Raw genomic sequence first — 20,276 nt, 5'->3', positions numbered from 1 at the left:
CGGTCGCCGGTGGTCGCCGACCACGGGTGACCGGGTACCGGTGCCCGGTGGGCTCAGTCCCACTCGCTCCGCGCGGCCGAGGTCCGCTGCCGTTCCTGACGGCGCTCGCCGAGGGCGGCGGAGGCGTTGACGCCGACGATGCCGGCCCAGCAGGCGAGCAGGCCCCAGAAGCCGCTGGTGCTGCCCGCGATGGCGGTCAGCGGGATACCCAGGGCCATCGAGACGATCGGGAGCCGGGAGCTCGAACCGCCGAAGCGGCGCGGGCGGTGCCCGCGGCCGTGCGGGCCGTAGCCCTCCGGCGGGCCGTACGCCTCGGCCGGGCCGAGCCGCTCGGAGACCCGGCGCTCCACCCGGGCGTCGAGCCGGGCGTCGAGCCGCGACAGGAAGGAGTCGACGAGTTCCGACTCGTACTCCTTGCCGAGTTCCTTGCGGGCCTGCAGCGTGGCGTCCAGATCGCGCCGCACGTCGTCCTGGCGAGTGTCCATGGCCACCAGCCTGGGCCCGCAGGGTGCCACCGGTCCACGGATCCGTCCGGGATTCAGGGCGGACTCAGGGGGAATTCAGGGTCACCCCGAGACGTCCCGGCGGACGAGACGTCTTTGCCAGTGGCAGCCCGGTGCTGCACAGTCATCCGAACAGCCCGCATCCGGAGGTACCCGCATGACCGACACCGACGACACCGGCACGGTCGGCCCCTCCGCCCGGCTGCTCCAGCTCTTCGAGGGGCACCGGCTCACCCCCACCCAGCGGCGGATCGCGCACTCGCTGGTCCGGCACGCCACCGAGGCGCCGTTCCTCTCCAGCGTCGAGGTCGCCGAGCTGGCCGGCGTCAGCCAGCCCTCGGTCACCCGCTTCGCGGTCGCCCTCGGCTACGACGGCTACCCGGCGCTGCGCAAGCGGCTGCGCGAACTCGGCGCCGGCGAGCCCGTCAGCGCCGAGACCCCGGCCGACGCCGTCCGCAACGAGCACCAGCAGGCCGTGCTCGCCGAGATCGAGCACCTGCGCCACCTCGCCGACCTGCTCGCCGACCCCGAGCCGATCACCCGCGCCGCCCGCCTGCTCGCCGCCTCCCGGCCGCTGCCCGTCCTCGGCCTGCGCGCCGCCTCGGCGCAGGCGCGCGGCTTCGCGTACTTCGCCGCCAAGGTGCACCCGGACATCCGCCTCCTCGACGAGGGCGGCAGCATGCTCGCCGACCGCCTCGAACAGGCCACCGCGGCCGGCGCCAGCGCGCTGCTCTGCTTCGCCCTGCCGCGCTACCCGCGCGAGCTGATGGACGCCCTGGCGGTCGCCCGCGACTGCGGGCTGACGATCCTGACGGTCGCCGACAGCGTCTTCGCGCCGGTCGCCAAGCTCTCCGACCTGATGCTCCCGGCGGCCGTCGGCACCGGCCTGGTCTTCGACACCGCGTGCGCGCCGATGATGCTCGGCCGGGTGCTGCTGCAGACCATGTGCGACGAACTCCCGGGCGCCGAGGCCCGGTTGGAGGCCATCGAGCAGTCGGCCGCGGCGCGCGGGCTGTTCCTGGAGTAGGTCCGCAGGTCGTGCCTGGAGTATCCGTCACAAACCCGGGCATCCCCTCCACAGGGGGTGCCGTCATGCGCGTGATCCATGAGATGAAGTTCGTCGGCCGGCTCGCCTCCGGAGCCGACGAGTGGTCCTGCCCGACCTGCGGACGCCGCGTCACCCTGCGCCGTCTGCCCGACCCCGAACTCACCGTCCTCGACCCGGGCGACGAGACCGCCGTCCACGTCGGCGTCATCGAACCCGACGCCCGCGCCGCCGCGGCCGCCGAACAGTACGGCCTCGGCCCCGTCCAGGAGATCCCCCGCCCGCCCCGCACCCCGGCCACCACCGCCCCCGACGCCGCCGACCGCCGCTGGCTGGCCGAGATCGGCATCGACTGGGACGGCGACGCCGCGGCTTGACGCCGGATCGGTGACGCGGGGAGCGGGACGGGCGCGCCGTACGCGCCGTGCGCACCCCCCGGTGCACGTCCTCCGGGGGTGCCTCGGCATGCGCTCGTTCCGTTGGGTGCTCCAGCGGGTGGGCGGGCGGGCTGGGCCGGGTGGCTGGTGTTCGGGCGCTTCGGGGCAGTGGGCGGCGGCTCCGGCGGGGTGTGGCTGATCGGATGGGCTCGACCTCTGGTCGGGGGCTGAATGTTTGGATATATTCAGCCGAGTCGAGCCTGAATGAAATCATCCGCAAGGAGGCCGGGACATGGTGCAGCAGGTGAGTGGGCCGCGTGAGGTGCGGGCAGCGCGGGGGACCGGGCTGACGACGCAGGGGTGGCAGCAGGAGGCGGCCCTGCGGATGCTCATGAACAACCTCGACCCGGAGGTGGCCGAGCACCCCTCGAAGCTGGTCGTCTACGGCGGCACCGGCAAGGCGGCGCGGGACTGGCGTTCGTTCGACGCCATGGTGAAGACGCTGCAGGGGCTGAAGCAGGACGAGACCATGCTGGTCCAGTCCGGGCGGCCGGTCGGCGTCATGCAGACCCACGAGTGGGCGCCGCGGGTGCTGATCGCCAACTCCAACCTGGTCGGCGACTGGGCCAACTGGGAGGAGTTCCGCCGGCTGGAGAGCCTCGGGCTCACCATGTACGGGCAGATGACCGCCGGCTCGTGGATCTACATCGGTACCCAGGGCATCCTCCAGGGCACCTACGAGACCTTCGCCGCCGTCGCCAACAAGCGCTTCAACGGCACGCTGGAAGGGACGATCACCCTCACCGCCGGCCTCGGCGGCATGGGCGGCGCCCAGCCGCTGGCCGTCACCATGAACGGCGGCGTGGCGATCTGTATCGACTGCGACCCGTCCCGGATCTCCCGCCGGATCGAGCACCGCTACCTGGACGTCGAGGCCAAGAACCTCGACCACGCCCTGCAGCTGGCCACCGAGGCCCGCGACAAGCGGCAGCCGCTCTCCATCGGCCTGCTGGGCAACGCCGCCGAGCTGTTCCCGCAGCTGCTCGCGATGGACGCGCCGATCGACATCGTCACCGACCAGACCAGCGCCCACGACCCGCTGAGCTACCTGCCGGTCGGCGTCGCCTTCGACGACATGGCCGGCTACGCGGCCGAGAAGCCCGCCGAGTTCACCCAGCGCTCGCGCGAGTCGATGGCCAAGCACGTCGAGGCGATGGTCGGCTTCCAGGACCGCGGCGCCGAGGTCTTCGACTACGGCAACTCGATCCGCGGCGAGGCCCAGCTGGCCGGCTACGACCGCGCTTTCGCCTTCCCCGGCTTCGTGCCCGCGTACATCCGCCCGCTGTTCTGCGAGGGCAAGGGCCCGTTCCGCTGGGCGGCGCTCTCCGGCGACCCGCAGGACATCCACAAGACCGACAAGGCCGTGCTCGACCTCTTCCCGGAGAACGAGTCGCTGCACCGCTGGATCAAGATGGCCCAGGAGAAGGTGCACTTCCAGGGCCTGCCCGCGCGGATCTGCTGGCTCGGCTACGGCGAGCGCGACAAGGCCGGCGAGCGCTTCAACGACATGGTCGCCTCCGGCGAGCTGTCCGCGCCGATCGTGATCGGCCGCGACCACCTCGACTGCGGCTCGGTCGCCTCCCCGTACCGGGAGACCGAGGCGATGCTGGACGGCTCCGACGCGATCGCCGACTGGCCGCTGCTCAACGCCATGGTCAACGTCGCCTCCGGCGCGTCCTGGGTCTCCATCCACCACGGCGGCGGCGTCGGCATCGGCCGCTCCATCCACGCCGGCCAGGTCACCGTGGCCGACGGCACCGCGCTGGCGGGCGAGAAGATCCGCCGGGTGCTCACCAACGACCCGGGCATGGGCGTCATCCGGCACGTCGACGCCGGCTACGACCGGGCCGTCGAGGTGGCCGACGAGCGCGGCGTCCGCGTCCCGATGGGCGAGCTGTGAGTCACACCTTCGAACGGATGTGGGCGGAGCTGCTCCCCGTGGGCCGCTCCGCCGCATCCGGCGGCTACCGCCGGTTCGCCTGGAACTCCGCCGACGCCGAGTGCCGCGCCTGGTTCGAGGAGCAGGCCCGCAGCCGCGGCCTGACCTACGAGCTGGACCGCAACGGCAACCAGTGGGCCTGGCTGGGCGACCCGGCCGGCGAGGGCGCGGTCGTCACCGGCTCGCACCTGGACTCCGTCCCGGACGGCGGCGCCTTCGACGGCCCGCTCGGCGTGGTCTCCTCCTTCGCCGCGCTCGACGAGCTGCGCGACCGCGGCGCCGCCCTCACCCGGCCGCTGGCGATCGTCAACTTCGGCGACGAGGAGGGCGCCCGGTTCGGCGTCGCCTGCATCGGCTCCCGGCTCACCGCCGGCGTGCTCGGCAAGGAGCAGGCGTACGAGCTGCGGGACGCCGACGGCGTCCGGCTGCCCGACGCGATGGAGCGGGCCGGCCAGGACCCGACGGCGATCGGCGCCGACGGCGACCGGCTGGCCCGGATCGCCGCGTTCGTCGAGCTCCACGTCGAGCAGGGCCGCTACCTCACCGAGGACCAGCCGGTCGGCGTCGCCTCGGCGATCTGGCCGCACGGCCGCTGGCGGTTCGACTTCCACGGCGAGGCCAACCACGCCGGCACCACCCGGATCGAGGACCGCCGCGACCCGATGCTCAGCTATGCCAACACCGTGCTCTCCGCGCGGAAGAAGGCGAAGCTCGCGGGCGCGCTGGCCACCTTCGGCAAGGTCGCCGTCGAGCCCAACGGCACCAACGCGATCGCCTCCCTGGTCCGCGGCTGGCTGGACTCCCGGGCGGCCGACGAGGCCACCCTGACCGCGCTGGTCGAGGAGATCGAGCGGGCGGCGCACGAGCGCGCCGAGCGCGACGGCGTCCGGGTCGAGCTGACCCGCGAGTCCTACACCCCGGTGGTGGACTTCGACGGCCCGCTGCGCGACCGCCTCGTCAAGACCCTGGGCGGCGCCCCGGTGCTGCCCACCGGCGCGGGACACGACGCCGGGATCCTGGCGTCGGCGATCCCGACCGCCATGCTGTTCGTACGGAACCCGACCGGCGTCTCGCACTCCCCGGCCGAACACGCCGAACCGGCCGACTGCCTGGCCGGTGTGGCCGCCCTCGCCGACGTACTGGAGGACCTGGCGTGTCAGTGACCTATTGGGCGCAGTACGCCTGGCTGCCGCACGCCAACGGGCCGGTGGTCGAGCAGGACGTCCTGATCAACACCGGCGCCGGCGGCAAGATCGCCAAGGTGCAGCCGGACAGCGGGCCCTGCCCGCCCGACGCGGTCCGGCTGGACGGCCTGCTGCTGCCCGGCCAGGCCAACGCCCACTCGCACGCCTTCCACCGGGCGCTGCGCGGCCACGTCCAGGTTGGCTCCGGCACCTTCTGGACCTGGCGCGACACCATGTACCGGTTCGCCGGCGCGCTCGACCCGGACAGCTACCTGGCGCTCGCCACCGCCGTCTACGCGGAGATGGCGCTCGCCGGGGTCACCGCCGTCGGTGAGTTCCACTACCTGCACCACGCGCCCGGCGGCGCCCGGTACGACGACCCGAACGCGATGGGCGAGGCGCTGATCGAGGCCGCCGCCCGGGCCGGCATCCGGATCACCCTGCTCGACACCTGCTACCTGTCCTCCGGCTTCGGCGCCGAGCCGACCAAGCCGCAGCGCCGGTTCAGCGACGGCGACGCCGACGCCTGGGCCGAGCGGGTGGACGCGCTGAAGGCCCGCGAGCACGCCCGGATCGGCGCCGCCATCCACTCGGTGCGGGCCGTCCCGGCCGAGCAGCTCGGCACCGTCGCCCACTGGGCGTCGATGCGCAAGGCCCCGCTGCACGTCCACCTGTCCGAGCAGACCGCCGAGAACGACGCCTGCCTCAGCGCGCACGGCGTCACCCCGACCCGGCTGCTCGCCGACCACGGCGCGCTCGGCCCGCGCACCTCGGCCGTGCACGCCACCCACCTCACCGAGGAGGACGTCAAGCTGCTCACCGACTCCTCCACCACCGTCTGCATGTGCCCCACCACCGAACGGGACCTCGCGGACGGCATCGGCCCGGCCCGGCAGCTGGCCTCCGGCGGCTGCCCGGTCACCCTCGGCAGCGACAGCCACGCGGTCATCGACCCCTTCGAGGAGGCCCGGGCGCTGGAGCTGGACGAGCGGCTGCGCACCCGCACCCGCGGCCACTGGACGGCGAACTCGCTGCTCCGGGCCGGCACCGAGGACGGGCACGCCTCGCTCGGCTGGCCGGAGGCGGGGCGGATCGAGGCCGGCGCGCTGGCCGACTTCACCGTGATCGCGCTGGACTCGGTGCGCACCGCCGGTCCGGCGCCCCGGCTCGGCGCGGAGATCGCCGTCTTCGCCGCCTCGGCGGCGGACGTGCGGCACGTGGTGGTCGGCGGGCGGCAGGTGGTCCGGGACGGCGTGCACCAGCTGGTGCCGGACGTGCCGGGCGCGCTGCGCTCCTCGATCGCCGCGCTGGGCTGCTGAGCCGTCGAGCCGATGAGTTGTCGTTTCCCGAAGGGTCCCCGGGGGCGGGCGGAGCTGGTTCCGTCCGCCCCCGGGCCCGTTCCCCGAAAGGTCCTGACGTGAGCACCCCGAGCATCCCGAGCACGCTGATCACCGGCATCGGCAGCCTCGTCACCAACGACCCCGCGCACGGGACCGGGCCGCTCGGCCTGCTCACCGACGCGGCCGTGGTGATCGACGGCGACACCGTCGCCTGGGTCGGACCGGCCGCCGAGGCGCCCGCCGCCGACGAGCGCTTCGACGCGGCGGGCCGCGCCCTGCTGCCCGGCTACGTCGACTCGCACGCCCACCTGGTCTTCGCGGGCGACCGCACCGCCGAGTTCAACGCCCGGATGTCCGGCCAGTCCTACACGGCCGGCGGCATCCGCACCACGGTGGCCGCCACCCGGGCCGCCGCCGACGCCGAGCTCGACGCCAACCTGGCCCGGCTGGTGCGGGAGGCGCTGCGCCAGGGCACCACGCTGATCGAGTGCAAGTCCGGGTACGGGCTCACCGTCGAGGACGAGGCCCGGGCGCTGCGGATCGCCTCCTCGTACACGCCGGAGACCACCTACCTGGGCGCGCACGTGGTCGCCCCCGAGTACGCGGAGGACCCGGCGGCCTACGTCGAGCTGGTCACCGGGCCGATGCTGGACGCCTGCGCGCCGTACGCCCGCTGGGTGGACGTGTTCTGCGAGAAGGGCGCCTTCGACGGCGACCAGGCCCGGGCGATCCTGACCGCCGGCATCGAGCGCGGGCTCACCCCCCGGGTGCACGCCAACCAGCTCACCTACGGCCCGGGCGTGCAGCTGGCCGTCGAGCTGGGCGCGGCCTCGGCCGACCACTGCACCCACCTCACCGACGAGGACGTGGCGGCGCTGGCCGGTTCGTCGACGGTGGCGACGCTGCTGCCGGGCGCCGAGTTCTCCACCCGGGCCGTCTACCCGGACGCCCGCCGGCTGCTGGCCGCGGGCGCGGTGGTGGCGCTCTCCACCGACTGCAACCCGGGCTCCAGCTTCACGAGTTCGATGGCGTTCTGCATCGCGGTGGCGGTGCGGGAGATGGGCATGACGCCGGACGAGGCGGTCTGGGCCGCGACGGCGGGCGGGGCGCGGGCGCTGCGGCGGACGGACGTCGGGACGGTGACGGTCGGCGCCCGGGCGGACCTCCAGCTGCTGGACGCGCCCTCGCACGTGCACCTGGCGTACCGGCCGGGCGTGCCGCTGACGGCGGCGGTCTGGCGGGCGGGCGTCCGGGAGGTCTGACCGGGAGGCCTGCCGCTCTCCCCGCGCCCCGGCCACCGGAGCGCGGGGAGAGCGGCCGGCTCAGCCCAGGCCCAGCGAGCGGCGCAGGAAGTCCAGTTGGTGCAGCAGCAGGTTCTCGGCCGTCACCTCGTCGCCCGGTGAGTGGCCGGCGCCGACGACCGGGAGCAGCTCGTGCGGCCGTCCGGCGGCGAGCAGCGCGGCGGAGAGCCGCAGGCTGTGCGCGGGCAGCACGTTGTCGTCGGCGAGGCCGTGGACCAGCAGCAGCGGGCGGCGCAGCCCGGGGGCGTCGGGGATCAGCGAGCAGGCGTCGTAGCGCTCGGGGTGCTCGTCCGGGTGGCCGAGGAAGCGCTCCTTCCAGTGGGTGTCGTAGAGCCGGTGGTCGGTCGGGGCGGCGCCGGCGACGGCGGCGTGGAAGACGTCCGGGCGGCGCAGTACGGCGAGCGCGGCCAGGAAGCCGCCGTAGGACCAGCCGCGGATGCCGACCCGGTCGAGGTCGAGCAGGCCGGGACGCAGCCGGGCGGCCTCCTGCAGGGCGTCGACCTGGTCCTCCAGGGCGGGGGTGGCGACGTCCGCGAAGACGGCCTTCTCCCAGCGCGGGCCGCGCCCGGGGGTGCCGCGGCCGTCCACCGCCAGGACGGCGAAGCCCTGGTCGGCGAACCACTGCGAGACCAGGTCCCACCAGCTGCCGGCCGCGGTGACCTTGGTGAGCGCCGGGCCGCCGTAGGGGTCGAGCAGGACGGGCAGCGGGCCGTCGGCGGGGCGGTGGCCGGTCGGCAGGAAGAGCGCGGCGCGCAGGTCGCGCGGGCCGAGCCGGAGCAGTTCGGGCCGGGTGGCGGTGACCGGGGCCTGGGCGTGGGAGACGACGGGGTGGACGTCCCCGGCGCGATGGACGGTGAGGCCGCCGCCGGGCGCGCGGGGGGTGCGCGCGGTGTGGACCAGCGTGCCGGCACGCCGCACGCCGGTGTGTACGCCGGGCTCGGAGCTGAGCCGGACGGCGCCCCGGTCGGGGTCCCACGACCAGAGGTGGGTTTCGGTGGGTTCGGCGGAGGCGGTGAAGAGCACGGACCCGCCGTCCGTCCCGAGGACTTCGCGCAGCTGGAGGCCGGGCGGGGTGACGGGCTCGCCGTCGACGGTGAGGTGGCGGGTGTCGCCGTGGTCGGCGGCGTCGACCAGGGCGCCGGCGGCGGTGCGGGCCGGCAGGCCGGGGACCAGCTGGACCCAGTGCTCATCGTGCCGGTCGGCGAGGGTGCGGGTGCCGCCGTCGGCCGGGTCGATCGCGAGGGTGCGCACGGTGCGCTGGTCGCGGTTCTGCACGGCGGCGTACGGGCCGTGGCCGTCCCAGCCGGCGGCGGTCAGGTACTCGAAGCCGGCCCGGTCCCAGCGGACCTCGACGGGTGCGGTGCCGTCGAGGGCGAGCAGCCACAGCGTGACCTCGGCGTTGGCGGTGCCGGCCAGCGGGTAGCGGATGACCCGCGGCGGCCGGGCCGGGTCGGACGGGTCGGCCAGGTGCAGCCGGCGCAGCGGGCGCTCGTCGACCCGGGCGACCAGCAGCCGGGTGCCGTCGGGGGACCACCAGTGGGCCCGGGTGCGGTGCATGGACTCGGCGGCGACGTGGTCGGGCACGCCGTAGCGGACCTCGTCGTGCTCGGGCTCGGCCGGCGCGCGGTCCTCGGGGGCCACGCCGTCGCCGTCGATCCGGACGACCCGCAGGGCGCCGCCGCCGGCGTAGGCGACCCACCGGCCGGTGGGGTCGGGGCGCGGGTCGTACACCTCGGTGGCGGTGGGGACGCGGCGGACCTCCCCGGTGTCGGCGTCGGCGAGCCAGAGCGCGCCGCCGAGGGCGAAGGCGGCGAGCCGCCCGGCGCCGTCGGTGGCGTACGCGGTGATGCCGCTCGCGTGGACGCGGGCGCGCTCGCGGCGGATCCGCTCGGCCTCGGGCAGCTCGCCCTCGGGGGACTCGGGGAAGCCGAGCGCGGCGGGGTCGGCGAGCAGCCGTTCCGCGCCGGTCCCGGCGTCGAGCGCCCAGAGGCAGCCGACCGGGTCGTCGCCGGCCCGGCTGCGCAGGAAGAGGACGGTGCGGCCGTCGGCGGAGACCGTCGGCTGCGTCGGCGCGCCGAGCGTGAAGCGGCGGGTGCGGGCCAGTTGGCGGGGGAGGGTGGGCGGAGGTTCGTACGCGGATCCGGTGGTCATACGGGGAGACTGACACGCCCGGCCGGGCCCGGTCACGGAACCGTCGGAAAATCGGGAAAACGACCGGGGCCGGCGCGGATCTCAGGAATCCGCGCCGGCCCCGGGGGCTGGCGGTCAGGCGGTGCGACCGGGCGTCGTCAGTGGACGTCGCCCATCAGTCGCACGACCTTCTTGCGGTACATGAAGAGGGCCAGGCCGGCGAGGATCGCCATCGCACCCTGGACCGCGAAGTACCAGGTGGAGCCGACGACGTCGTCGCCGAGCAGCAGCTGGAAGATGGCCGCGACGCAGTCACCGGCGGTGACGGCCAGGAACCAGACGCCCATCATCTGGCTGGCGTACTTGGTCGGCGCCAGCTTGGTGGTGACGGACAGGCCCACCGGGGAGAGGGTCAGCTCGCCGACGGTCTGGATCAGGTAGACCATGGCCAGCCAGAGCGGGGTGACCTTGGCGCCGCCCGAGGCGGCGGCCATCGCCAGCATCATGACCAGGAACGACGCGCCGATCATCAGCAGGCCGAAGGCGAACTTCGCGGTGGTGCTGGGGTTCTTGGCCTTGCGGGACAGGGCCACCCAGATCCAGGCGAAGACCGGGGCCAGCGCCATGATGTACAGCGGGTTGAGCGACTGGAACCAGCTGGACGGGAAGTCGAAGCCGAACAGGGTGGACGCGGTGTTGTTCTCCGCGAACATGTTCAGCGTCGAGCCGGACTGGTCGTAGATCATCCAGAACACGGCGGCGGCGACGAAGAACCAGATGTAGCCGCTCATCCGGGACTGCTCGGTCTCGTCGAGGTCCTTGTCCCGCTTCACCTTGGCGAAGACGAAGACCGGGATCGCGAGGCCCGCGATCGACAGCGGCCAGATCGCCCAGTTGATGGTGAAGTGGCCGGTCAGGCCGACGACCGTGTAGAAGACCGCGGCGATGGCCAGCCAGAGGCCCGCCTTCTTGAAGATCACGCTCTTCTCGGCGTCCGAGATCGGCGAGGTCACCACGTCGCTCTTGGCGCTCAGGTGGCGGGAGCCGAGCAGGAACTGGGCCAGGCCCAGGGCCATGCCGACGCCGGCCAGGGCGAAGCCGAGGTGCCAGTTGACGTTCTGGCCGATGGTGCCGATGACCAGCGGGGCGGCGAAGGCACCGAGGTTGATGCCCATGTAGAAGATGGTGAAGCCGCCGTCGCGACGCGGGTCGTTCGGCCCGTCGTACAGGTGGCCGACCATCGTCGAGATGTTCGCCTTGAGCAGGCCCGAGCCGATCGCGATGAACGCGAGGCCGACGAAGAACGACGCGCTCGCCGGGATCGCCAGCAGGAAGTGGCCGATCATGATGATCGAGCCGCCGACCGCGACGGTCTTCCGGGCGCCGAGGAAGCGGTCCGCGATCCAGCCGCCCGGGAGGGCGAGCAGGTAGACCATCGCGGTGTAGACGCTGTAGACGGCGGCGGCGACGGCCGCCTTCATGCCGAGGCCGCCCTCCGCGATGGAGGCCGTCATGTAGAGCACCAGCAGGGCACGCATGCCGTAGTAGCTGAAGCGCTCCCACATCTCGCTCATGAAGAGCGTGGCGAGGCCCCGGGGGTGCCCGAGGAAGGTCTTGCCGCTGGGAGAGGCCGGCTTGAGGCCGGCGTCCAGGGTCGTAGACGCCATGAGTAGTGGTTCCTTGCCTGAAGCGTCCGCCAAGGGGGGTGGAGGCGGACGTGGACGAAACCACTCTACGTGGCGATATTTGGCGTCATCAGCTGACAAAAGCCTTGAATTAGGTATGCCGATGGCAAAGTTTGCGAAAGATCTGATCGCTCTATCCATGGTAGGGCCGGTGTTATGCCTTCGGATGCAAGATCCAGGCGCAGGATCTTCGCCGAACGCGCGGCCCGGGCGTGTCGGTTGAGGCCTGATTGCCCTCTGTATAACGATCACGCACTGTGAACTACCTCACGGCCGCTCGGGGCATACCCCGGCGGACTACCATCACCCCATGACCTGTGTGCTGCTCGCCGAGGACGACCCGGCGATCTCCGAACCGCTCGCCCGGGCCCTGCGCCGCGAGGGCTACGAGGTGCTCGTCCGGGAGGACGGCCCGTCCGCGCTGGCCGCCGGGCTCGGCGAGGAGGTCGACCTCGTCGTCCTCGACCTCGGCCTGCCCGAGATGGACGGACTGGAGGTCTGCCGCAGACTCCGCGCGGACGGCCGCAGTTGCCCCGTCCTGGTGCTCACCGCCCGCGCCGACGAGGTCGACACCGTGGTCGGCCTGGACGCCGGCGCCGACGACTACGTCACCAAGCCGTTCCGCCTCGCCGAACTGCTCGCCCGGGTCCGGGCCCTGCTCCGGCGCGGCAACGTCGACCAGCTCACCACCGGTGCGCACGGCGTCAAGATCGACATCGAGTCGCACCGCGCCTGGCTCGGCGAGGAGGAGCTCACCCTCTCCGCCAAGGAGTTCGAGCTGCTGCGGGTGCTGGTCCGGGACGCCGGCCGGGTGGTGACCCGCGAGGAGATCATGCGCCAGGTCTGGGACACCACCTGGTGGACCTCCACCAAGACCCTGGACATGCACATCTCCTGGCTGCGCAAGAAGCTCGGCGACGACGCCGCCAACCCCCGGTACATCGCCACCGTGCGCGGGGTCGGCTTCCGCTTCGAGAAGAATTAGGCCCGGGCGGGTCCGCACGGACCCGCCCGGGATTCGTACCACCACGGGGAGCGGCAGCGTGAAACGCCGGATGATCAACTCGCTGCTGGGCGTGGTCCTCGTGGTGGTCGCGGTGTTCTGCGTGCCGCTCGCCCTGGTGGAGAAGCGCACCATCGTCAGCTCCGCCCAGGACCGGGTGGACGCCGCCGCCGTCCGCGTGCTCGCCCTGGTGGAGAACCGGCTCGCCGCCAAGGAGCCGGTCACCGGCGACAAGTTCGCCAACCAGGTCTCCGAGGGCCAGTACGTCGAGGTCGACATCCCCGGCCAGGCGGTCGTCTCCAGCGGGCAGCGGCCGGACAGCGGCCACCTGCTCAAGGCGGTCGAACGCGGCGTGAGCGGCGAGACCGTCACCGTCGAGCAGTCCCGGGCCGCGGTCGACCACGAGATCGCCAACATGCTGCTGCTGCTCGGCGTGGTCGCGCTGCTCGCCGTGCAGGCCGCCGTCGCCCTCGCCGTCTGGCAGGCCAAACGGCTCGCCCAGCCGCTCACCGACCTCGCCGAGACCGCCGAACGGCTCGGCTCCGGCGACCCGCGCCCGCGCGACCGCCGCTACGGCGTGCCCGAGCTCGACCGGGTCGCCGAGGTGCTGGACGTCAGCGCCGAGCGGATCGCCCGGATGCTCACCGCCGAACGCCGGCTCGCCGCCGACGCCTCGCACCAGCTGCGCACCCCGCTCACCGCGCTCTCCATGCGGCTGGAGGAGATCACCGCGCTCGCCGAGGACCCGGAGACCGTCAAGGAGGAGGCCACCATCGCCCTCCAGCAGGTCGAGCGGCTCACCGACGTCGTCCAGCGGCTGCTCACCACCCAGCGCGACCCGCGCAGCCCCACCGCGGTCGCCTTCGACCTCGACGACGTGGTCAAGCAGCAGATCGAGGAGTGGGGCGCGTCGCTGCGCGGCACCGGCCGGGTGCTCCAGGTCGAGGGCCTGCACGGGGTCACCGCGGTCGGCACGCCCGGCACGGTCGCCCAGGTGCTGGCCACCCTGATCGAGAACTCGCTGATGCACGGCGCCGGGACGATCACCCTGCGGGTCCGGCCGTCCGGGACCTCGGTGGTGGTCGAGGTACAGGACGAGGGCCCCGGGGTGCCGGCCGAGCTGGGCAACCGGGTGTTCGAGCGCGCGGTCAGCGGCCGCAACTCGACCGGCATCGGGCTGGCCGTCGCCCGCGACCTGGCGGAGGCGGACGGCGGGCGGCTGGAACTGCTCTCGCTGCGGCCGGCGGTGTTCGCGCTCTTCCTGGGGCGCAGCCGCAGGGACGACTAGCGGGGTCTGGGGCGGAGCCGCAGGGACGACTAGCGGGGTCTGGGGCGCAGCCGCAGGGACGACTAGCGGGGTCTGGGGCGCACGTGGCGCGGGTGCGGTCAGTACCGGGCGTCCCGGACCACGTCGAGGTCGGTGAAGGTGGGCGGCGCGTCGCAGAGCGCCACCATCTCGCGGTAGATCCGGTCGGTCTCCGGCAGGTGCGAGTTGCGCATCGCGTCCTCGTACGACGCGAACTCGACGATCTCCACCACGTGCCGCGGGTCCGTGCGGTCGGTGGTGAGCAGCGCGTGGTCGACCGTCCGCCGGCCCTCGGTCTGTTCGGCCCAGCGGTCCAGCAGACCGCTGAACTCGTCCAGGTGGTCGGTACGGCAGTCGATGATCTGGACGAACGCCATGGCGAGCCTCCTGCGTCCTGCGCCCCCTCGGCCTCGATCGTTCGCCGGCCGTGCTCGCCCTCTGTCACCACTGTCCTCTTGCGAGGTGGACGGCGCTACTCGGCCTTGGCGTAGCGGATCCGCTCGGCGGCCAGCATCAGCTCGGCCTGGGCGACCACGGCGGCGACCGGGGCGTCCGCCGGACCGTCGGCCGGTGCGGCGGCCTGCTCGGGGACGGCCACCGGCTCGGGGACGGCCTTGAACACCCAGGTCCGGTACGAGATGAAGCGGAACACCGTGCCCAGCCCGAGGCCGACGACCTTCGCGGCCATCTGCTCGAAGTTCGAGTCGAGGCCGAGCGCGTACTTCGAGACGCCGAGCACCCCGGTGTCGATCAGCATGCCGATGCCGCTGAACACCAGGAACAGCGTGATCTCGCGCTTGCGCGAGGCGGCGTCCCGGTCCCGGTACAGCCAGTAGCGGTAGCCCAGGTAGTTGGTGGCGATCGCGATCGTCGTGGCGATGATGTTGGACCGCAGTGAGGCCAGGCCCAGGCCGTTGATGCAGACCCAGAAGACGGCGAAGTTGACCACGACACCGCTGAGGCCGACCAGGCCGAACTTCACCGCCTCGCCCCTCAGGCCGCGCAGTTTCTGCGCCAGCGAGGGGTTCGACGCCGTGGTCGTCGCCATACCGGGCTGCCTCCATGTGCCTGCGGACGAAAGGGGTCCGCCGGGTGAACGCCGTCGGCCCCTTGAGCCCTGCGTGCACGCACATGATCGGATCGCGCGTACCAGGACCTGGCCGTCCAGGCTACCCGGTTCCACCGATCGGCTCAGCCCCCCGGCCGGGTCGGTTCGTCACCCGCCGGTGGGACGCCGTAGCGGCGGGAGCGGTTCCACGCCCTCCGACCGGCCCGGATATCCTGGCGGGGTGACTTCCCCGGGCAATGCGAATTTTCCAGTGGTGGGCATGATCGGCGGCGGGCAGCTTGCCCGCATGGCACACCAGGCGGGCATCCCGCTCGGGATCCGCTTCAAGCTCCTCGCCGACACTCCCCAGGACTCGGCGGCGCAGGTCGTCTCCGACGTCGTCCTCGGTGACTACCGCGACCTCGACACCCTCCGCGCCTTCGCGGCCGGCTGCGACGTGATCACCTTCGACCACGAGCACGTGCCGACCGAGCACCTGCGGGCCCTGCAGGCCGACGGCATCGCCGTCCGGCCCGGCCCGGAGGCGCTGGTCAACGCCCAGGACAAGGGCGTGATGCGGGCCAAGCTCGACTCCATCGGCGTCCCCTGCCCCCGGCACCGGCTCGTCGCCGACCCGGCCGACGTGACCGCCTTCGCCAACGAGGGCTCCGGCTACCCGGTGGTGCTGAAGACCGTCCGCGGCGGCTACGACGGCAAGGGCGTCTGGGTCGTCGACGACGAGCAGCAGGCCGCGGCCCCGTTCCTGGCCGGCGTCCCGGTGCTCGCCGAGGAGAAGGTCGACTTCGTCCGCGAGCTGGCCGCCAACGTGGTCCGGTCGCCCAGCGGCCAGGCGGTCGCCTACCCGGTGGTGGAGAGCGTCCAGGAGAACGGCGTCTGCGCCGAGGTCACCGCCCCCGCGCCGGACCTCGACCCGGCCCTGTCCGACCAGGCCCAGCAGCTCGCCCTGCGGATCGCCGGCGAGCTGGACATCACCGGCCACCTCGCGGTCGAGCTGTTCCAGACCCGGGACGGCCGGATCCTGGTCAACGAGCTGGCCATGCGGCCGCACAACTCCGGGCACTGGAGCCAGGACGGCGCCGTCACCTCGCAGTTCGAGAACCACCTGCGGGCCGTCCTCGACCTGCCGCTCGGCGACCCCCGGCCGCGCGCCAAGTGGACCGTCATGGTCAACGTCCTCGGCGGCGACTACCCGGACATGTACCACGCCTTCCTGCACTGCATGGCCCGCGATCCCGGCCTGCGGATCCACATGTACGGCAAGGACGTGAAGCCCGGCCGCAAGGTCGGCCATGTCAACGTCTTCGGGGACGACCTCGACGACGTCCGTGAGCGCGCCCGCCACGCGGCCGCCTACCTGCGAGGAACGATCACCGAATGACCACCCCCGCCCCCTCCCCGGTCACCCCGCTCGTCGGCATCGTCATGGGCTCGGACTCCGACTGGCCCGTGATGGAGGCCGCCGCGCAGGCCCTCGACGAGTTCGAGATCCCGTACGAGGTCGACGTCGTCTCCGCGCACCGGATGCCGCGCGAGATGGTGGCCTACGGCGAGAACGCCCACCGGCGCGGGCTGAAGGCGATCATCGCCGGGGCCGGCGGCGCGGCCCACCTGCCGGGCATGCTCGCCTCGGTCACGCCGCTGCCGGTGATCGGGGTGCCGGTGCCGCTGCGCTACCTGGACGGCATGGACAGCCTGCTGTCGATCGTGCAGATGCCGGCCGGCGTGCCGGTGGCCACGGTCTCGGTGGCGGGCGCGCGCAACGCGGGCCTGCTGGCGGTCCGGATGCTCGCCGCGTTCGACCCGGAGCTGACCGAGCGGATGACCGAGTTCCAGGCCGAGCTGAACGGCCAGGCCACCGAGAAGGGCAAGAAGCTTCGGGCCAAGGTGGCGGGTTCCGCTTCGTTCGGCTTTGGAAAGTAATCAAATCGGATACAACAGCTCGTATGACCTCTGAGCTGCTGGATCCCGCCCCCGCCCTGCTGGAGCGTGCCCGGGCCGTCCTCCGCGCCACCCCCGTGGTGGACGGCCACAACGACCTCCCCTGGGCGATGCGCGAACAGGCCGGCTACGACCTCGACGCGCTCGACCTGGCCGCCGACCAGAGCGCCCGACTGCACACCGACCTCGCCCGGCTCACCGCGGGCGGGGTCGGCGCGCAGTTCTGGTCCGTCTACGTGCCCAGCCGACTCGCCGGCGACCACGCCGTCAGCGCCACCCTCGAACAGATCGACTTCGTCCACGCCCTGGTCGACCGCTTCCCCGACCGGCTGCGGCTCGCGCTCACCGCCGACGACCTCGAAGCCGCCCGCGCCGAGGGGCGGATCGCCTCCCTGATGGGCGCCGAGGGCGGCCACTCCATCGACTGCTCGCTCGCCACCCTGCGCGCCCTGTACGCGCTCGGCGTCCGGTACCTGACGCTCACCCACAACGACAACACGCCGTGGGCCGACTCCGCCACCGACAAGCCCGTCGCCGGCGGCCTCACCGCCTTCGGCGAGGAGGTCGTCCGGGAGATGAACCGGCTCGGCATGCTGGTCGACCTCTCGCACGTCTCCGCCGACACCATGCGCGACGCCCTGCGGGTCAGCGCGGCGCCGGTGCTCTTCTCGCACTCCTCGGCGCGCGCCGTCTGCGGCCACCCCCGCAACGTCCCCGACGACGTGCTCGCCCAGCTCCCCGGCAACGGCGGCGTGGCGATGGCCACCTTCGTCCCCAAGTTCATCCTGCCGGCCGCCATCGAGTGGACCCTCACGGCGGACGAGAACATGCGCGCCCACGGCTTCGACCACCTCGACACCACGCCCGCCGGGATCGCGTGCCAGCGCGCGTTCGAGGCGGCCAACCCGCGCCCGGTCGCCACCGTCACCACCGTCGCCGACCACCTCGACCACATGCGCGAGGTGGCGGGCATCGACCACATCGGCATCGGCGGCGACTTCGACGGCACCGCGTTCCTCCCCGAGGGCCTCGACGACGTCGCCGGCTACCCCAACCTGATCGCCGAACTGCTGCGCCGCGGCTGGTCGGAGTCCGACCTCGGGAAGCTCACCTGGCACAACGCCGTCCGCGTCCTGCGCGACGCCGAGGCCACCGCCGGCCGGCTGCGCGCCGAGGGCCGCACCCCGTCCATCGCCACCATCGACCGGCTGGACGGCCCGACCGGCTGACCGGCGGGCGCTCTCGGGGCTCAGCCCAGGCGGGGGATCTCGATCGCCGGGCACCGGTCCATGACCATCTCCAACCCGGCGGCCGTGGTCCGGGCGTAGGCCTCCTCGTCGACCACGCCGAGCTGGAACCAGACCGCCTTCGCCCCGGCGGCCACCGCCTGGTCGGCGACCGCCCCGGCCAGCTCGCTGTTCACGAACACGTCCACCACGTCGACCGGGAACGGGACCTCGGCGAGCGAGCGGTAGCCCTGCTCGCCGAGGACCGTCTCGGCCTTGGGATGGACGGGGACGATCCGCTTGCCGTACCGCTGGAGCACCGCGGCGACGCCGTACGCGGCCCGGGCGGTATTGGTGGAGAGGCCGACCACCGCCCAGGTGTCGCCGGAGCCGGTGAGGATGGAGCGGACCGTCGCGTCGTCGCCGTAGTTCGTCATGGGAGGGCCAACGACGGCCCGTCCCCCGGGATTCCCGTCAGCTGGGGCGGCCGAGGGCGCGGTAGGTCCAGCCGGCGGCCCGCCAGGCGTCGGCGTCGAGGACGTTGCGGCCGTCCAGGAGGCGGCGCTCGGCCACCACCGCGCCCAGCTCGGCCGGGTCGAGCGAGCGGAACTCCTGCCACTCGGTGAGGTGGAGGACGACGTGGGCGCCCTCGGCGGCCTCCAGCGGGGAGTCGGCGTAGGTCAGGCTCGGGAACATCTTGCGCGCGTTGTCCATCGCCTTCGGGTCGTAGACGGTGACCTGCGCGCCCTGGAGCTGGATCTGCGCGGCGACGTTCAGCGCCGGCGAGTCCCGGATGTCGTCCGAGTTGGGCTTGAACGCCGCGCCCAGGACGGCGACCCGGCGGCCCAGGAAGCCGCCGCCGCACTGCTCGCGGGCCAGCTCTACCATCCGGGAGCGGCGGCGCATGTTGATCGAGTCGACCTCGCGGAGGAAGGTCAGCGCCTGGTCGGCGCCCAGCTCGCCGGCCCGGGCCATGAACGCCCGGATGTCCTTGGGCAGGCAGCCGCCGCCGAAGCCGAGGCCGGAGTTGAGGAACTTGCCGCCGATCCGCTCGTCCAGTGCGAGCGCCGCGCTCAGCTGGGTGACGTCCGCGCCGGCCGCCTCGCAGACCTCGGCCATCGCGTTGATGAAGGAGATCTTGGTGGCCAGGAAGGAGTTGGCGGCCGTCTTCACCAGCTCGGCGGTGGCGTAGTCGGTGACCAGGAACGGCGTCCCGGCGGCGATCGGCTGCGCGTAGACCTCGCGCAGCAGCCGCTCGGCGCGCTCGCTGCGGGCGCCGACCACGATCCGGTCCGGGCGCAGGGTGTCCTGGACGGCGAAGCCCTCGCGCAGGAACTCCGGGTTCCAGGCGAGTTCGGCGTCCGCGCCGGCCGGGGCCAGGGCGGCCAGCCGCTCGGCCAGCCGGCCCGCCGAGCCGACCGGCACGGTGGACTTGCCGACCACCAGCACCGGGCGGGTCAGGTACGGGGCGAGCGAGTCGATCGCCGCGTCGACGTACGACATGTCGGCGGCGAACTCGCCCTTGCGCTGCGGGGTGTTGACGCAGACGAACAGCACGTCGCCGAACTCGGCGGCCTCCTGGGCGGAGGTGGTGAACCGCAGCCGGCCGGTCGAACCCTCGTGCCCCGCCACGTGCTTGAGCAGCAGCTCGGACAGGCCCGGCTCGTACATCGGCACCCGGCCGGCGGTCAGGGTGGCGATCTTCTCCGGGTCGATGTCCAGCCCCAGCACCTCGAAGCCGAACTCCGCCATGGCGGCGGCGTGGGTGGCGCCGAGATAGCCGGTGCCGATCACGGAGATGCGGAGGGTCACGGTTTCCCCTTCGAGCGGGCAGGTCGGGCGGCGCGCCCCCGGCGGGGGCCGTGCCCACCGATGCTATCCGGCCATCCGGACCCGGCCCACGACACCCTCGGGGGGACCCCGACCTACCTAGGCAGTCGCAGGTCGGAGCCCTAGGATCACTACTTAACGGTAGTTAACCCGGCGATCAACCGGCTGCACGACCGGACCGGACCGGGCCACTCGAAACAACTCTCCGAAGAGGCGGGCATCATGGCGGGCAGCGCAGGGGCGGCGGACTTCGATCTCTTCCGGATCTCCGAGGAGCACGAGATGCTCCGTGAGGCGGTGCGTTCGCTGGCCGAGGCGAAGATCGCTCCGTTCGCGGCGG

Annotated in this window: 17 protein-coding genes and 2 pseudogenes; 12 read left to right on the top strand and 7 right to left on the bottom strand. The window is 73.2% G+C overall.

Annotation, left to right across the window (positions count from 1 at the left end; genetic code table 11):
- Positions 1-53 precede the first annotated feature (53 nt).
- Positions 54-485 carry a hypothetical protein gene (locus tag AB0N76_RS12675; RefSeq protein ID WP_363556133.1) on the bottom strand — a complete coding sequence of 144 codons (432 nt, stop codon included), beginning with the start codon at positions 483-485 and terminating at the stop codon, positions 54-56.
- Positions 486-660: 175 nt separating this feature from the next.
- On the opposite strand from AB0N76_RS12675, the gene AB0N76_RS12670 reads away from it, so the two are divergent.
- The 6 genes from AB0N76_RS12670 (at position 661) to hutI (ending at position 7,710) form a co-directional block, all read left to right on the top strand.
- Complete coding sequence (locus AB0N76_RS12670) at positions 661-1,530, top strand: MurR/RpiR family transcriptional regulator (protein WP_363556131.1); 870 nt, start codon at positions 661-663, stop codon at positions 1,528-1,530.
- A gap of 65 nt (positions 1,531-1,595) precedes the next feature.
- A complete protein-coding gene (locus tag AB0N76_RS12665) occupies positions 1,596-1,925 on the top strand; it encodes a hypothetical protein (protein WP_363556129.1) in 330 nt (109 codons plus the stop codon).
- A 304-nt stretch (positions 1,926-2,229) separates the two neighbouring features.
- Positions 2,230-3,885 (top strand): urocanate hydratase, encoded by a 1,656-nt coding sequence (gene hutU, locus AB0N76_RS12660; RefSeq protein ID WP_363556291.1) that lies wholly within the window; start codon positions 2,230-2,232, stop codon positions 3,883-3,885.
- Between the two features lie 17 nt (positions 3,886-3,902).
- Positions 3,903-5,087, top strand: coding sequence for an allantoate amidohydrolase (locus AB0N76_RS12655; protein WP_363556289.1), 1,185 nt, complete (start codon positions 3,903-3,905; stop codon positions 5,085-5,087).
- A complete protein-coding gene (locus AB0N76_RS12650; RefSeq protein WP_363556127.1) occupies positions 5,078-6,427 on the top strand; it encodes a formimidoylglutamate deiminase in 1,350 nt (449 codons plus the stop codon). Before AB0N76_RS12655 ends, AB0N76_RS12650 begins: the two co-directional genes overlap by 10 nt.
- A 113-nt stretch (positions 6,428-6,540) precedes the next feature.
- Entirely contained in the window at positions 6,541-7,710 is a 1,170-nt protein-coding gene (hutI, locus tag AB0N76_RS12645) for an imidazolonepropionase (protein ID WP_363556287.1), read from the top strand.
- Between the two features lie 60 nt (positions 7,711-7,770).
- Here hutI and AB0N76_RS12640 read toward each other — a convergent pair whose 3' ends face one another.
- Together AB0N76_RS12640 and AB0N76_RS12635 are read right to left on the bottom strand one after the other, a co-directional pair.
- Complete coding sequence (locus AB0N76_RS12640) at positions 7,771-9,900, bottom strand: prolyl oligopeptidase family serine peptidase (protein WP_363556125.1); 2,130 nt, start codon at positions 9,898-9,900, stop codon at positions 7,771-7,773.
- A gap of 137 nt (positions 9,901-10,037) precedes the next feature.
- Complete coding sequence (locus AB0N76_RS12635; protein WP_363556123.1) at positions 10,038-11,546, bottom strand: oligopeptide:H+ symporter; 1,509 nt, start codon at positions 11,544-11,546, stop codon at positions 10,038-10,040.
- A 328-nt stretch (positions 11,547-11,874) separates the two neighbouring features.
- Between AB0N76_RS12635 and AB0N76_RS12630 the strand changes: the two genes are divergently transcribed.
- Positions 11,875-12,549: a response regulator transcription factor gene (locus tag AB0N76_RS12630; protein WP_030300686.1), complete on the top strand. Its 675-nt coding sequence runs from the start codon at positions 11,875-11,877 to the stop codon at positions 12,547-12,549.
- Between the two features lie 58 nt (positions 12,550-12,607).
- Positions 12,608-13,855: an ATP-binding protein gene (locus AB0N76_RS12625; protein WP_363556121.1), complete on the top strand. Its 1,248-nt coding sequence runs from the start codon at positions 12,608-12,610 to the stop codon at positions 13,853-13,855.
- A 104-nt stretch (positions 13,856-13,959) separates the two neighbouring features.
- Here the strand turns inward: AB0N76_RS12625 and AB0N76_RS12620 are convergent.
- Both AB0N76_RS12620 and AB0N76_RS12615 read right to left on the bottom strand, forming a co-directional pair.
- A pseudogene (locus tag AB0N76_RS12620) lies at positions 13,960-14,250 on the bottom strand (ester cyclase); the annotation flags it as partial.
- 95 nt (positions 14,251-14,345) lie between these two features.
- Complete coding sequence (locus AB0N76_RS12615) at positions 14,346-14,921, bottom strand: GtrA family protein (RefSeq protein ID WP_363556119.1); 576 nt, start codon at positions 14,919-14,921, stop codon at positions 14,346-14,348.
- A gap of 241 nt (positions 14,922-15,162) precedes the next feature.
- On the opposite strand from AB0N76_RS12615, the gene AB0N76_RS12610 reads away from it, so the two are divergent.
- From AB0N76_RS12610 to AB0N76_RS12600, 3 genes are read left to right on the top strand one after another with little or no spacing between them, the layout of a single operon-like run.
- Positions 15,163-16,320 (top strand): 5-(carboxyamino)imidazole ribonucleotide synthase, encoded by a 1,158-nt coding sequence (locus tag AB0N76_RS12610; RefSeq protein ID WP_363556117.1) that lies wholly within the window; start codon positions 15,163-15,165, stop codon positions 16,318-16,320.
- Positions 16,317-16,862, top strand: a complete 546-nt coding sequence (gene purE / locus AB0N76_RS12605; protein ID WP_363556115.1) for a 5-(carboxyamino)imidazole ribonucleotide mutase — start codon at positions 16,317-16,319, stop codon at positions 16,860-16,862. The genes AB0N76_RS12610 and purE overlap by 4 nt, the downstream gene beginning before the upstream one ends.
- 23 nt (positions 16,863-16,885) lie before the next feature.
- Complete coding sequence (locus AB0N76_RS12600) at positions 16,886-18,109, top strand: dipeptidase (protein ID WP_363556113.1); 1,224 nt, start codon at positions 16,886-16,888, stop codon at positions 18,107-18,109.
- Positions 18,110-18,129: 20 nt separating this feature from the next.
- On the opposite strand, the gene AB0N76_RS12595 is transcribed toward AB0N76_RS12600, so the two are convergent.
- A complete protein-coding gene (locus AB0N76_RS12595; RefSeq protein WP_363556111.1) occupies positions 18,130-18,543 on the bottom strand; it encodes a CoA-binding protein in 414 nt (137 codons plus the stop codon).
- 37 nt (positions 18,544-18,580) lie between these two features.
- Entirely contained in the window at positions 18,581-19,918 is a 1,338-nt protein-coding gene (locus AB0N76_RS12590; RefSeq protein ID WP_363556109.1) for a UDP-glucose/GDP-mannose dehydrogenase family protein, read from the bottom strand.
- Positions 19,919-20,158: 240 nt separating this feature from the next.
- Between AB0N76_RS12590 and AB0N76_RS12585 the strand changes: the two are divergent.
- A pseudogene (locus AB0N76_RS12585) lies at positions 20,159-20,276 on the top strand (acyl-CoA dehydrogenase); the annotation flags it as partial.

It is taken from the genome of Kitasatospora sp. NPDC093806 (assembly GCF_040683335.1).
GTDB lineage: Bacteria > Actinomycetota > Actinomycetes > Streptomycetales > Streptomycetaceae > Kitasatospora.
Note: the sequence above shows the minus strand (reverse complement) of the source record. Positions and strands in the feature narration are given on the sequence as shown.

Coding starts and splice junctions, on each gene's coding strand:
- AB0N76_RS12675 (WP_363556133.1), bottom strand. CDS start 485: ATGGACACTCGCCAGGACGACGTGCGGCGCGATCTGGACGCCACGCTG.
- AB0N76_RS12670 (WP_363556131.1), top strand. CDS start 661: ATGACCGACACCGACGACACCGGCACGGTCGGCCCCTCCGCCCGGCTG.
- AB0N76_RS12665 (WP_363556129.1), top strand. CDS start 1,596: ATGCGCGTGATCCATGAGATGAAGTTCGTCGGCCGGCTCGCCTCCGGA.
- AB0N76_RS12655 (WP_363556289.1), top strand. CDS start 3,903: ATGTGGGCGGAGCTGCTCCCCGTGGGCCGCTCCGCCGCATCCGGCGGC.
- AB0N76_RS12640 (WP_363556125.1), bottom strand. CDS start 9,900: ATGACCACCGGATCCGCGTACGAACCTCCGCCCACCCTCCCCCGCCAA.
- AB0N76_RS12635 (WP_363556123.1), bottom strand. CDS start 11,546: ATGGCGTCTACGACCCTGGACGCCGGCCTCAAGCCGGCCTCTCCCAGC.
- AB0N76_RS12630 (WP_030300686.1), top strand. CDS start 11,875: ATGACCTGTGTGCTGCTCGCCGAGGACGACCCGGCGATCTCCGAACCG.
- AB0N76_RS12615 (WP_363556119.1), bottom strand. CDS start 14,921: ATGGCGACGACCACGGCGTCGAACCCCTCGCTGGCGCAGAAACTGCGC.
- purE (WP_363556115.1), top strand. CDS start 16,317: ATGACCACCCCCGCCCCCTCCCCGGTCACCCCGCTCGTCGGCATCGTC.
- AB0N76_RS12600 (WP_363556113.1), top strand. CDS start 16,886: ATGACCTCTGAGCTGCTGGATCCCGCCCCCGCCCTGCTGGAGCGTGCC.
- AB0N76_RS12595 (WP_363556111.1), bottom strand. CDS start 18,543: ATGACGAACTACGGCGACGACGCGACGGTCCGCTCCATCCTCACCGGC.